Source organism: Pseudomonas monteilii, from assembly GCA_001534745.1.
GTDB lineage: Bacteria > Pseudomonadota > Gammaproteobacteria > Pseudomonadales > Pseudomonadaceae > Aquipseudomonas > Aquipseudomonas alabamensis.
The window spans coordinates 1,486,522-1,500,158 of sequence record CP013997.1; the positions used below are offsets into that span (position 1 = coordinate 1,486,522).

Sequence of the window (13,637 nt, forward strand, 5' to 3'; positions counted from 1 at the left end):
AAGGGGCCGCGAAAGCGGCCCCCATTCGATCAACGGCGACGGAACAGCGGCCGCGGATCGTCGGCCGCGGCCTGGTAGGTGACCGAGAAATCCTTCAGGCCCTCGAGCGCGGCCTCCGGATCCTTGTCGGCACGGATGGCGAAGGCATCGAACCCGCAACGCGCCATGTAGAACAGCTGGTCGCGCAGCACGTCGCCAATGGCCCGAAGCTCGCCGGTGTACTGGTAGCGATCGCGCAGCAAACGGGCGTTGGAGTAGCTACGGCCGTCGGTGAAGGCCGGGAAGTTCAACGCGATCACCTGGAAGTGCTGGACGTCTTCACCGATCTCTTCGGCCTGTTCGTCGCTGTCCAGCCAGATGCCCAGGCCACCGTCGCGCGCCTTCAGCGCATGCCCGTGGTCGCGCCACAGCTGCAAAGGCACGATGTAGTCGTCGCAGTTGGTCAATTCGTCGAACGATGCGTCCTTGGGCAGCAGGTGCCAGGTTTCGTCGACGATCTGCTGGTGCTTAATGATTCGCTGCATAGACGCGCTCCTTGAAAGGGTCGATGCCGATACGCTGGTAGGTGTCGATGAAGCGCTCGTCTTCGGTGCGTTTCTCGACATACACGCCGATCAGCTTCTCGATCACGTCGGCCATCTCGTCCTGGGCGAAGGAAGGACCGAGGATCTTGCCCAGGCTCGCATCGCGCGCTGCGTTGCCGCCCAGCGAGACCTGATAGAACTCCTCGCCCTTCTTGTCCACCCCGAGAATGCCGATGTGGCCGACGTGGTGATGGCCACAGGCGTTCATGCAACCGGAGATGTTCAGGTCCAGCTCGCCGATGTCGAACAGGTAGTCCAGGTCGTCGAAGCGGCGCTGGATGGACTCGGCGATCGGGATCGACTTGGCGTTGGCCAGCGAGCAGAAGTCGCCACCCGGGCAGCAGATGATGTCGGTCAGCAGGCCGATGTTCGGCGTGGCGAAGCCTTGTTCGCGCAGCTCCAGCCAGAGTGCATGCAGCTGCCGCTGTTCGACGTCGGCCAGGATGATGTTCTGCTCGTGCGAAGTGCGCAGGAAGCCGAAGCTGTATCGCTCGGCCAGGTCGGCCACGGCGTCGAGCTGCTGGTCGGTCAGGTCGCCCGGCGCCACGCCCGTAGGCTTGAGCGACAGGGTCACGGCGACATAGCCAGGGCGCTTGTGGGCACGGGTGTTGCGTGAGCGCCAGCGCGCGAAGCCGGGGTGTTCCTGGTCCAGGGTGGCGTAGTCGACGTCATCCAGGGCTTGGTAGGCCGGGTCGACGAAGTGACGCGAGACGCGCTGCACTTCGGCTTCGGTCAAGGTGCTAGCACCGCCACGCAGGTGGACCATCTCGGCCTCGACCTTTTCGGCGAAGACTTCCGGCGTCAGGGCCTTGACCAGGATCTTGATCCGCGCCTTGTACTTGTTGTCACGGCGACCGTAACGGTTGTACACGCGCAGGATGGCGTCGAGGTAGCTGATCAGGTCCTGCCAGGGCAGGAACTCGTTGATGAACGCACCGACCACGGGCGTACGGCCCAGGCCGCCACCGACCAGCACGCGGAAGCCCAGTTCGCCGGCCGCGTTGTACATCGGCTCCAGGCCGATGTCGTGGACTTCGATGGCCGCACGGTCTTGTTTCGAGCCGTTGATGGCGATCTTGAACTTGCGCGGCAGGAAGGCGAATTCCGGGTGGAAGGTCGTCCACTGACGGACGATCTCGCACCAGGGGCGTGGATCGACCACCTCATCCTGGGCGACACCGGCGAACTGGTCGGTGGTGGTGTTGCGCAGGCAGTTGCCGCTGGTCTGGATCGCGTGCATCTGCACGGTGGCCAGCTCGGCGAGGATGTCCGGGATGTCTTCCAGCGCCGGCCAGTTGAACTGCACGTTCTGCCGGGTGCTGATGTGGGCGTAACCCTTGTCGTAGTCGCGGGCGATCTTCGCGAGCATGCGCGCCTGGGTGGCGTTCAACTGACCATAAGGGACGGCCACGCGCAGCATGGGGGCGAAACGCTGGATGTAGAGGCCATTCTGCAGGCGCAGAGGGCGGAATTCTTCTTCGCTCAGCTCACCGGCCAGGTAGCGGCGGGTCTGATCACGGAACTGCTTGACGCGGTCCTCGATGATCCGCTGATCGTACTCGTCATATACGTACATAAAAGTCCTGTCTCAGGCTGCAGGCAGCTAATCGCGCGCACGGCCGCGCACTCCCGTTCGGAGCGGCGGGAAGATAGCATTTTGTGGATATGCGCTAAAGGGATGTTTTGGTATATGGAAAGAACCTTCGGGACTAAGGGAAGAGGGGCAGGCTGCAAGTGACGAGCGGCAAGCGGCAAGCAGTTGGCGGGGGTTGCCAGTGAGCCTGCAGGGCGCGAGGTCGCTGTAACCTGTAGTCTTCTTGTCATCCTAAAAACCCTGCTTGAGAAGTGGGCATTGTTGAACTTAACTCCCAGGGGTGTGCATTCATACCATCACAAGAGGCAATGCCATGGGACACCCGACCAAGATGCGCAAGCCTGGAACCAGTGTCGATACGTGGGCGATCGTCTGCCTCGCCGTATTGGTCGTCGTAGCGGCGGTGTACTGGATCAGTTGAGCGAAGGCGTCGACGCACTGGCCGGGCCTCATGGTTGGCCTGACAGATCGACGCAAGCCCTGTGTAGGAGCGACTGTCTTTTCTGCTCCGTACATGCCCGATCGCATGCGACGCCTGGCAGGGCCCTATCGCTGGCAAGCCAGCTCCCACCCAGACCTCTGCAGCAGTCAAGGTAGGCATGGCTGCGCAAGCAGCTTGTGGGAGCGGGCTTGCCCGCGATGGCGTCCGGATCGTCACCGCCTGCATCGCTGGCAAGCCAGCTCCTACCCAGACCTCTGCAACCGTCAATGTCGGCATGGCTGCGCAAGCAGCTTGTAGGAGCGGGCTTGCCCACGATGGCGTCCAGACCGTCACCGCCTGCATCGCTGGCAAGCCAGCTCCCACCCAGACCTCTGCAGCAGTCAAGGTAGGCATGGCTGCGCAAGCAGCTTGTAGGAGCGGGCTTGCCCACGATGGCGTCCGGGCCGTCACCGCCTGCATCGCTGGCAAGCCAGCTCCCACCCAGACCTCTGCAGCAGTCAAGGTAGGCATGGCTGCGCAAGCAGCTTGTAGGAGCGGGCTTGCCCACGATGGCGTCCGGACCGTCACCGCCTGCATCGCTGGCAAGCCAGCTCCCACCCAGACCTCTGCAGCTGTCAATGTCGACATGGCTGCGCAAGCAGCTTGTGGGAGCGGGCTTGCCCGCGATGGCGTCCGGACCGTCACCGCCTGCATCGCTGGCAAGCCAGCTCCCACCCAGACCTCTGCAGCTGTCAATGTCGACATGGCTGCGCAAGCAGCTTGTGGGAGCGGGCTTGCCCGCGATGGCGTCCGGACCGTCACCGCCTGCATCGCGGGCAAGCTAGCTCCCACAGGTCCGTGATCGCCTGTGCCACTGCGATGTAAATACGGGTGAGCGGCCCCAGTACCGCGATCGGGTCTGAAGGGGCCCTGGAGCCCCTCGATACACCGCTGACTCCAGTTACCCTTCATACCCCAGGTTAGGCGCCAGCCACCGCTCGCTCACGCTCACTTCCTGCCCCTTGCGTGCGCTGTAGCGTTCGATCTGGTCCTTCTCGACCTTGCCCACGGCGAAATACTGCGCCTGCGGGTGTGCGAAGTACCAGCCACTGACCGCCGCTGCCGGGAACATCGCGAAATGCTCGGTCAGGAACACGCCACTGGGGCCGGTCTCGCCGATTCCGGTGCCGTCGAGCAAGCGGAACAGGGTCTCCTTCTCGGTGTGGTCCGGGCAGGCCGGATAGCCGGGTGCCGGGCGGATACCGCTGTACTGCTCCTTGATCAGTGCCTCGTTGTCGAGCTGTTCGTCCCGGGCGTAGCCCCAGTGCTCCTTGCGCACCCGTTCGTGCAGCCACTCGGCGCAGGCTTCGGCCAGGCGGTCGGCCAGGGCCTTGACCATGATCGAGTTGTAGTCGTCGCCCTTGTCCTGGTAGGCCTTGGCGACTTCCTCGGCACCGATGCCCGCCGTGGTGATGAAGCCGCCCACGTAGTCGGTGACGCCACTGTCCTTAGGCGCGACGAAGTCGGCCAGCGACAGGTTCGGCTTGCCGTCGGGCTTGATGGTCTGCTGGCGCAGGTGGTGCAGGGTGGCCAGGGTCTGGCCCTCGGCACCGTAGACCTCGATGTCGTCGTCGGCGACCTGGTTGGCCGGCCAGAAACCGAAGACCGCACGGGCACTGATCAGGCGCTCGTCGATCAGCTTGTCGAGCATCTGGCGGGCATCTTCATAGAGGGCCGTGGCGGCTTCGCCGACCACTTCGTCGGTGAGGATGCGGGGGAACTTGCCGGCCAGGTCCCAGGAGATGAAGAACGGGGTCCAGTCGATGTACTCGGCCAGCACCCGCAGGTCGATATCGTCCAGCACCTGCACACCGGTGAAGCTCGGCGCGACCGGCGAATGGGTCGCCCAGTCGAACTGGGGCTTGCGCGCGATGGCCTGCTCATAGCTCAGGCGCTCGGTGCGCGCGCTACGGTTGGCGGTGCGCTCGCGCACATCCTGGTACTCCAGGCGGGTCTTTTCGATGAAGCCTGGTTTGAGCTCCTTGGACAGCAGCTGGGTAGCCACGCCGACGGCGCGCGAGGCGTCGGTCACGTAGATCACCGCATCGTTCGAGTACTTGGGCTCGATCTTCACCGCCGTGTGCGCCTTGGAGGTGGTCGCGCCGCCGATCATCAGCGGCAGGTGGAAGTCCTGGCGCTGCATCTCGCGGGCCACGTGGACCATTTCGTCGAGCGACGGGGTGATCAGGCCGGACAGGCCGATGATGTCGCACTTCTGCTCGCGCGCGGTCTGCAGGATCTTCTCGGCCGGCACCATCACGCCCAGGTCGACGATGTCGTAGCCGTTGCAGCCGAGCACCACGCCGACGATGTTCTTGCCGATGTCGTGCACGTCGCCCTTGACCGTGGCCATCAGGATCTTGCCCTTGGCTTCGGGCTTGTCGCCTTTCTCGGCCTCGATGAAGGGGATCAGGTGGGCCACGGCTTGCTTCATCACCCGCGCCGACTTGACCACCTGGGGCAGGAACATCTTGCCCGCGCCGAACAGGTCGCCGACCACGTTCATGCCGCTCATCAAGGGGCCTTCGATGACCTCGATCGGACGCGCCGCCTGCTGGCGACACTCCTCGGTGTCCTCGACGATGTAGGCGGTGATGCCCTTGACCAGCGCATGCTCCAGTCGCTTGCCGACCGGCAGCGAGCGCCACTCCTCGTTCTCGACTTCCTTGGCCGCGCCGCCACCCTTGTAATCGTCGGCGATCGCCAGCAGTGCATCGGTGCCTTCCGGCGTGCGGTTGAGCACCACGTCTTCGACACGCTCGCGCAACGCGGGCGGGATCTCGTCGTAGATCTCCAGCTGCCCGGCGTTGACGATGCCCATGGTCAAGCCGTTCTGGATCGCGTGGTAGAGGAACACCGAGTGGATCGCCTCGCGCACCGGGTTGTTGCCGCGGAACGAGAACGACACGTTGGACACCCCGCCCGAGGTCAGCGCATGGGGCAGGTGATCGCGGATGTAGGCGCAGGCTTCGATGAAGTCGACCGCGTAGTTGTTGTGCTCCTCGATGCCAGTGGCCACGGCGAAGATGTTCGGGTCGAAGATGATGTCTTCCGGCGGGAAGCCCACCTCGTTGACCAGGATGTCGTAGCTGCGCTGGCAGATCTCTTTCTTGCGCGCGGCGGTATCGGCCTGGCCGACCTCGTCGAAGGCCATGACCACCACGGCGGCGCCATAGCGCTTGCACAGGCGGGCGTGGTGCTTGAACTGCTCGACGCCTTCCTTCATGGAGATCGAGTTGACGATGCCCTTGCCCTGGATGCACTTGAGACCGGCCTCGATCACCTCCCACTTGGAGGAGTCGATCATGATCGGCACGCGCGAGATGTCCGGCTCGCCGGCGATCAGGTTGAGGAAGCGCACCATGGCCGCCTGGGAGTCGAGCATCCCTTCATCCATGTTGATGTCGATCACCTGCGCGCCGGCCTCGACCTGCTGCAGGGCCACCTCGAGCGCTTCGGTGTAGTTCTCTTCACGGATCAGCCGGGCGAACTTGGCCGAGCCGGTGATGTTGGTCCGCTCGCCGACGTTGACGAACAACGACTGGCGGTCGATGGTGAACGGCTCCAGGCCCGAGAGGCGACAGGCCTTGGGGATGTCCGGAATGGCCCGTGGCGCGTAGCGCCCGACGGCCTCGGCGATGGCCTGGATGTGCCCGGGCGTGGTGCCGCAGCAGCCGCCGATGATGTTGAGAAAGCCGCTGGCGGCGAACTCTTCGACCACTGCCGCCATCTCTGCCGGTGTCTCGTCGTATTCGCCGAAGGCGTTCGGCAGGCCGGCGTTGGGGTGGGCGGAGACATGGGTGCCGGCCTTGGTCGACAGCTCTTCCAGGTACGGGCGCAGGTCCTTGGCCCCCAGGGCGCAGTTCAGGCCGACGGAAATCGGGTTGGCATGGCGCACCGAGTTCCAGAACGCTTCGGTGGTCTGCCCGGAGAGCGTACGGCCGGAAGCGTCGGTGATGGTGCCGGAAATCATGATCGGCAGTTCGACGCCATCGTCCTCGAACACCTGCTGCACGGCGAAGATCGCGGCCTTGGCATTTAGGGTGTCGAAGATGGTCTCGATCAGGATCAGGTCGGCGCCGCCCTCGATCAGGCCACGGGTAGCCTCGACGTAGTTCACCACCAGCTCGTCGAAGGTGACGTTGCGATAGCCGGGGTCGTTGACGTCAGGCGAGATCGAGCAGGTGCGGCTGGTCGGGCCGAGCACGCCGGCGACGAAGCGCGGACGGTCCGGGGTTTCCAGGGTCTTGGCGTCGGCCACCTGGCGGGCGATGCGTGCGCCCTCGACGTTGAGTTCGTACACCAGCGATTCCATGCCATAGTCGGCCTGGGAGATCTGGGTGGCGTTGAAGGTGTTGGTCTCGAGGATATCGGCGCCGGCGTCCAGGTAGGCCTTCTCGATGGCCGCGATCACGTCGGGCTGGGTGAGCAGCAACAGGTCGTTGTTGCCTTTCACGTCGCTTGGCCAATCGGCGAACCGCGTGCCACGATAGTCGGCTTCTTCCAGGCGATAGCTCTGGATCATGGTCCCCATGCCGCCGTCGAGGATCAGGATGCGCGCCTTGAGCGCGTGCTGGAGGGCTTGGTAACGAGCGCTGCGGTCGGACATGGGAACTACCTGGTCGGGCGAATATCAGAAGGGGCGGATCATAACAAAGGTGCACGGTTTTTAGACGCTCCGCGCTTTTGTATGAATTGCGCTCATGTTCAGCCGACCCCATTCACCCCTTTATCGCGACAGTCTTTTCATCAACAGGATGCTGGCACATGGTGCACCGTTTACTTGTTCTGGCGCTGGCGACCCTGCTCAGTGGCGCCGCGCTCGGACAAGCCCCGCAATCGAGCCCCACGATCTCCTACACCCGTGACGTTCAACCGATCTTCACCGAGAAGTGCGTGGCCTGCCATGCCTGCAACGACGCGGCCTGCCAGCTGAACCTGGGCAGCGCCGAAGGCGTCGAGCGCGGCGCCTCGAAGATGCCGGTCTACCAGGGCGAACGCAGCCAGGCCGCGCCGACCACCCGGCTGTTCGAAGATGCCCACGGTGAGGAGGCCTGGCGGCGCAAGGGGTTCTATTCGGTGCTCGACGCCCAGGGCAGCCAGGCGGCGCTGATGGCGCGGATGCTCGAACTGGGGCACCAGACGCCCCTGACGCCCAATGCCAAGATTCCCAGCGACATCGCGCTGGGCCTGGGCCGAGAGAACATGTGCCCGATGCCCGTGGAGTTCGACGGCTATGTCGCCTCGCACCCGCGCCAGGGCATGCCCCTGGCCGTCACCGGCCTGACCGACGCCGAATACCAGACCTTGCAGCGCTGGCTCGCCGCCGGTGCGCCGATCGACCACCAGGCCATCGCACCCACGGCCGTCGAGGCCCGGCAGATCGCGCAGTGGGAAGCCCTGCTCAACCGTCCCGGCGCCAGCGAGGCTTTGGCGGCCCGCTGGCTCTACGAACACCTGTTCCTGGCCCACGTGCACTTCGAGGGCGGCGAGCCCGACCACTTCTTCCAATGGGTCCGTTCGCGCACGCCCAGTGGCCAGCCGGTCGATCCGATCGCCACGCGACGGCCCAACGACGCACCCGGCACCACGTTCTACTACCGGCTGCGACCGGTCCAGGGCGTGATCGTGCACAAGACCCACATCACCTACCCGATGAGCCCGGCCAAGCTGGCGCGGGTCAAGGCGCTGTTCTACGCCGGTGACTGGCAGGTCGACAGCGTGCCGGGGTACGGGCGGCAGCGCCGCGCCAATCCGTTCGAGACCTTCGCCGCGATTCCGGCGCGCGCGCGCTACCAGTTCATGCTCGACAACGCCGAGTACTTCGTGCGCACGTTCATCCGCGGGCCGGTCTGCCGTGGGCAGATCGCGACCGACGTGATCCGCGACAACTTCTGGGTGCTGTTTCAGGACCCGAGTCAGGACCCGTACGTCACCGACGCGCGCTACCGCGCCCAGGCCACGCCGCTGCTGGCCATGCCCGGGCAGATCGACAACGTCACCAGCGTGCTGTCGCTGTGGCTGACCTACCGCGACAAGCGCAATGCCTACGAGGCCCTGCGCCGCGACACCTACGCCACCTTGCCGGCGCCCGACTGGAACACCCTCTGGAAAGGCAACGACGATGCCTTGCTGAGCATTTTCCGGCATTTCGACAGCGCCTCGGTGACCAAGGGGCTGATCGGCGATGTGCCGCAGACCTCCTGGCTGTTCGACTATCCGTTGCTCGAACGCACCTACTACCAGCTGGCGGTCAACTTCGACGTGTTCGGCAACGTGTCGCACCAGTTGCAGACCCGCCTGTATTTCGACCTGATCCGCAACGGCGCCGAGATCAACTTCCTGCGCCTGATGCCGGCCGCGAGCCGGGCGGACATGCTCAGCGACTGGTACCAGGACGGCGGCAAGCTGAAGATGCTGTTCGACTACGAAGGCATCGACACCCATACGCCGAGCGCACTGCGCCTGCGCGCCGAGGATCCGCGTCGCGATTTCGGCATGCAGCTGCTGCAGCGCTACGCGGCCCTCGACGCCTCGCCCGATCCGATCAACCGCTGCCTGGGCGCCGCCTGCTACCGGCCTGGCATCGGCAAGGACTTCCAGTACGCCGAACAGGCGCTGAGCCGCCTGGCATCGCGACCGGCAGGTGGGCTCAAGGTCATCGAGCGCCTGCCGGAGGCCACGCTGCTGCGCGTCGAAGGGCAGGGCGGCCAGCGCGAGGTCTACAGCCTGCTGCGCAATCGTGCGCACACCAACGTGGCGTTCCTGCTGGGCGAGAGCTACCGCTACCAGCCAGCGCTGGACACGCTGACGATCTACCCAGGCGTCATGAGCAGCTACCCCAACTTCATGTTCAACGTACCTGCCGACCAAGTGCCGGCGTTCGTCGAGGCCATGGAGGCAGCGCGGGACGATGCAGGCCGGTTCGAGCGCATCGTCGAGCGCTGGGGCATTCGCCGCAGTCACCCCGAATTCTGGCGTTACTTCCACGACATGGACCGCTACATCAAAGAGGTCGCGCCCCTGGAGGCAGGTGTGCTGGACATGAACCGCTACGAGAACCTTTGATCGGACCGGGGGAGCTTTTCGGGCAGGGCAGGGTCCCTAGAGGCGGGCGGCCTCTCTGGCGCCGCGAGGATAGAGCTGCATGCGTTGCGTGCAGCTCGCCAGAGACGGCCTGAATGCACCGACCTCAATGGGACACTTCATGCTGTATTCGCTTCAGGCTCTCCGGGCATTCGCCGCCTGGGTGGTGGTGTGTCATCACTTCATGCAGATCTTCTTCGACTTCCACCCCAGCGGTCCCATCGGGCGGTTCTTCACCGAACGCGGTGCAGTGGGGGTCGACATCTTCTTCGTCATCAGCGGGCTGGTGATCTACCTTTCGACCCGTGACAAGCCCATGGCGCCGCAACGGTTCATGCTGCTGCGTGTCCTGCGCATCGTGCCGGCCTACTGGTTCTACACCGGGCTCATGGCCCTGCTGCTGTTCAGCGCCAGCCGCTGGATGCCGCATCAGGTCTTCGACTGGCAGCACCTGGCGCTGTCGCTGTTGTTCATTCCTGCGGAAAATCCTGGGGGCTACGGCCTGTATCCCACCCTCAACGTCGGCTGGACCCTGAACTTCGAGATGTTCTTCTACCTGCTGTTTTCCCTGGTGTTCCTGGTACGCCAGCGCCTGCACCTGGTGTTGGTGGGGGTCGCCTTGCTGATCGTCAGCGAAGGGCTGGCCCGGGCCGGCCTGCTGAGTCGGTTCTACAGCAACGACATCATCTACGAGTTCCTGCTCGGCATCGGCATCGGCGTGCTCTATCAGCGTGGGTTGATCCGCCAGGGCCTGTGGTGGCCGCTCGCGGTCCTGGGCGCCGCGTGCTGGGCCATCTACCATTTCGACGCCTCCCAGCGGCTGGTTCACTGGGGCTTGCCAAGCGCGCTGGTGGTGCTGGCCTTCATCGGCCTGGAGCGCTATTTCAAGGGCAGCCAATTGCTCAAGGCTCTGGGGGACTGTTCCTATTCGGTGTACCTGATCCATGTGCTGGTGCTGTGGTCAGGCTGGTTCGTCAGCCAGCGGTTCGGCATCGACCCTTACCTGACGTTCGCCGCCTGCGTGCCACTGATCGGCGCAGCGTCCTGGCTGAGCTACCGGTGGCTGGAATGCGGCGTCTACCGACGGAGCAAGGCGTGGTGCGAGGCGCGTCTGCAGCCTGGCGCCGAGCTGGTGCTTTCCCGAGTCAAATACTAGGACTTTGTTGCGTCGCCAGGTTGGCGTACACTGGGACGCAAGTCTGTGAGGAACCTACATGAGCGCAATAACCATTACCGACGCCGCCCATGACTACCTGGCCGATCTGCTGTCCAAGCAGAACACGCCCGGCATCGGCATTCGCGTCTTCATCACCCAGCCAGGCACGCAGTACGCCGAGACGTGCATCGCCTACTGCAAGCCGGGTGAGGAAAAGCCCGACGACGTCGCCGTGGGCCTGAAAAGCTTCACGGCCTATATCGATTCGATCAGCGAGCCGTTTCTGGAAGACGCGCTGGTCGACTATGCCACCGACCGCATGGGCGGGCAGCTGACCATCAAGGCGCCGAATGCCAAGGTGCCGATGGTCAACGAAGACAGCCCGCTCAACGAGCGCATCAACTATTACCTGCAAACCGAGATCAACCCAGGTCTGGCCAGCCATGGCGGCCTGGTGAGCCTGGTCGACGTGGTCGAGGACGGCATCGCGGTCCTGCAGTTCGGCGGTGGCTGTCAAGGTTGTGGTCAGGCCGACGTCACCCTGCGTGACGGGATCGAGCGCACCTTGCTCGAGCGCGTACCGGAGCTCAAGGGTGTTCGCGACGTGACCGACCACACCATGAAAGAGAACGCGTACTACTGAGTCCGCGGGCGCGGCACAACGTCGCAGCAGGCGGCGAGGGCGGCACGTGCTGCCGTGCCCTCGCCGACGCCTGGTCGCGCAGTACCTGCTCTGCCCCAGGCCTGCACGTGTCTCGAGCCGTGAAAGTAGGTTCGACGGCACAGGCATTGATTGGACAAGATTTTAATGAACCCTCGGCGTGTGTGGAGAACCAAAGAGGTACACGCACACCGGAGACTCATTCATGGAAATCGGAACGATCTGGATCATCCTCGCTGCGGTTCTCATCCTGCTTCAGATCTGGGCGATCTGGCACATCATCGGCAGTGACCGTCGCGCGGAGCGCAAGATGCTCTGGGTGGTGTTCGTGGTCTGGCTGCCCTTCATCGGCCTGATCGCCTGGGCGATTCGTGGCCCGCGTGCGGTCAAGGGCAAGGATGTGCTGGAAGAGAAGTAACGTCCATTCCAGGGGCCGCGTCGCGGCCCTTCATGTTGCTACACACTCGATGTTCCGATCAGGGCAAGCGCCTTGGTCGCGATGTCGCGTGTCAGCTCGTCTGCGGGCAGGTGACGACCGAGGCGCAAGGCCTGGCCTGACCACAGGTTCCCGAAATCGCTGGTGCCTCGGGCATCGTCCACCGCGCGCAGTGGCATCAGGGCGCCGCCCGCCAGGGGGAAGGCCGGTGCCAGCGGGCTCAGCGGCCCCAGTTCGCGCATCACACGATTGACGATGCCGCGCGCAGGGCGGCCGGTGAACAGGTTGGTCAGCGCGGTCTCGCTCGCCGAGGCGCTGTCCAGCGCCCGACGGTGAGCCGTCGATACCTTCGCCTGCGGAGTGAACAGGTAGGTCGTGCCGATCTGCACGGCCGAGGCTCCCAACGCCAGGGCGGCAACCAACCCGCGGTGGTCGGCGATACCGCCGGCCGCGATGACCGGTACGCTCACGGCATCGGCCACCTGAGGGACCAGGGCGAAGGTGCCGATCTGGCTGTTGACGTCCTCGCTCAGAAACATCCCGCGGTGTCCACCGGCTTCGGCGCCCATGGCGATGATGGCATCGCATCCATGGGCTTGAAGCCATCGTGCCTCTTCGACCGTGGTGGCGCTGGAGAGCACCTTGGCGCCTGTCGCCTTGACGCGCTGCAGCAGGTCAGGCGCGGGCAGGCCGAAATGGAAGCTGACGACCTCGGGACGCTTCGCCTCGATCAGGGCGCAACCGGCTTCATCGAACGGTGCGCGACTGGACACGGGTGTCGGCGCCGAGAAGTCGAGGCCAAGCTCTTCGTAGTAGGGCTTGAGCGCCTGCTTCCAGCGCGCCTCGCGTGCCGCATCCGCCGCTGGGGAGTGGTGGCAGAAGAAGTTCAGGTTCAACGGGCCCTGGCAGGCGGCCCTGAACGCGTCGATCTCCTGCTCGATCAAGTCCGGGCTCAGCAGGGCGCAGGGGAGTGCGCCTAGCCCGCCGGCGTTCCCCACCGCGATGGCCAGCGCCGCGCCGCTCGCTCCGGCCATGGGCGCCTGGAGAATGGGCACGTCGATGCCCAGCAGGTCGAGAAGACGGCGGTCTGGCCAGGTGCGCATGGCGGACTCCTCGTGTGGTTACAGGGCCTTGCTGACGGCGATGTCGCTGATCTGCTCGGCCTCGTCGCCGTGCAGCTTGCGCAGCGCTTCACGGGCCTGCTCGAGCGAGGCGTCGGTCATCAGCGCGAAGTCCCAGCGGCGCATGCCGTCGAGCGTGTACTTGATCACGTATTTGGTGGTCTGGGTCATGGCAGCGTTATCTCAGTTGCGACGAGGAGCGACGGACGATCTTGATCTTGTGGGTGAACGCCGGCTTGCGGGTCACCGAGATCGGCCGAGTGGTGACGGTATCCAGGGTGATGTTCCAGAAACCCGTGCTCGGCACGGTGATCTTCGCCGGGAAGCGATCGAACGCGCCACCGTGATAGGTATGACGGCCGCCATTCTTGAAGCTGCGGAAGTTGGCGTCGTTCATCAGGCGAATGTTGCAGCGCTGGGAACACTCGATGACGACGATGTCATCTTCGTTGAGGTGCTCGCGCTGGTGGATGAATTTCATGAAGGGCTCCGCAAGGTAAAGGTTCTGCAAGCGCGCA

At 64.6% G+C, this 13,637-nt stretch carries 9 protein-coding genes; 4 read left to right on the forward strand and 5 right to left on the reverse strand.

Features of this window, described 5'->3' with window-relative positions; all coding sequences use genetic code 11:
- Window positions 1-29: 29 nt before the first annotated feature.
- From APT63_06620 to APT63_06630, 3 genes are all read right to left on the reverse strand, one after another.
- The gene (locus APT63_06620) at window positions 30-524 is read right to left on the reverse strand and encodes an oxidoreductase (GenBank protein AMA45330.1); all 495 of its coding nucleotides are present in this window, start codon (window positions 522-524) and stop codon (window positions 30-32) included.
- A complete protein-coding gene (locus APT63_06625) occupies window positions 508-2,160 on the reverse strand; it encodes a sulfite reductase (GenBank protein ID AMA45331.1) in 1,653 nt (550 codons plus the stop codon). Before APT63_06625 ends, APT63_06620 begins: the two co-directional genes overlap by 17 nt.
- Window positions 2,161-3,560: 1,400 nt before the next feature.
- Window positions 3,561-7,268: a methionine synthase gene (locus APT63_06630; protein AMA45332.1), complete on the reverse strand. Its 3,708-nt coding sequence runs from the start codon at window positions 7,266-7,268 to the stop codon at window positions 3,561-3,563.
- Between the two features lie 158 nt (window positions 7,269-7,426).
- Here APT63_06630 and APT63_06635 point away from each other — a divergent pair, with 158 nt between their 5' ends.
- From APT63_06635 to APT63_06650, 4 genes are all read left to right on the forward strand, one after another.
- A complete protein-coding gene (locus APT63_06635; GenBank protein AMA45333.1) occupies window positions 7,427-9,727 on the forward strand; it encodes a peptidylprolyl isomerase in 2,301 nt (766 codons plus the stop codon).
- Window positions 9,728-9,866: 139 nt separating this feature from the next.
- Window positions 9,867-10,901, forward strand: coding sequence for an acyltransferase (locus APT63_06640; GenBank protein AMA47805.1), 1,035 nt, complete (start codon window positions 9,867-9,869; stop codon window positions 10,899-10,901).
- Between the two features lie 58 nt (window positions 10,902-10,959).
- Window positions 10,960-11,544 (forward strand): Fe/S biogenesis protein NfuA, encoded by a 585-nt coding sequence (locus tag APT63_06645; GenBank protein AMA45334.1) that lies wholly within the window; start codon window positions 10,960-10,962, stop codon window positions 11,542-11,544.
- Between the two features lie 223 nt (window positions 11,545-11,767).
- On the forward strand, window positions 11,768-11,980 hold the full coding sequence (locus tag APT63_06650; protein ID AMA45335.1) for a hypothetical protein: 213 nt from the start codon (window positions 11,768-11,770) through the stop codon (window positions 11,978-11,980).
- Window positions 11,981-12,018: 38 nt separating this feature from the next.
- On the opposite strand, the gene APT63_06655 is transcribed toward APT63_06650, so the two are convergent.
- Window positions 12,019-13,101 carry a 2-nitropropane dioxygenase gene (locus tag APT63_06655; GenBank protein AMA45336.1) on the reverse strand — a complete coding sequence of 361 codons (1,083 nt, stop codon included), beginning with the start codon at window positions 13,099-13,101 and terminating at the stop codon, window positions 12,019-12,021.
- Between the two features lie 196 nt (window positions 13,102-13,297).
- A complete protein-coding gene (locus tag APT63_06660; GenBank protein ID AMA45337.1) occupies window positions 13,298-13,600 on the reverse strand; it encodes a hypothetical protein in 303 nt (100 codons plus the stop codon).
- Window positions 13,601-13,637: the final 37 nt, after the last annotated feature.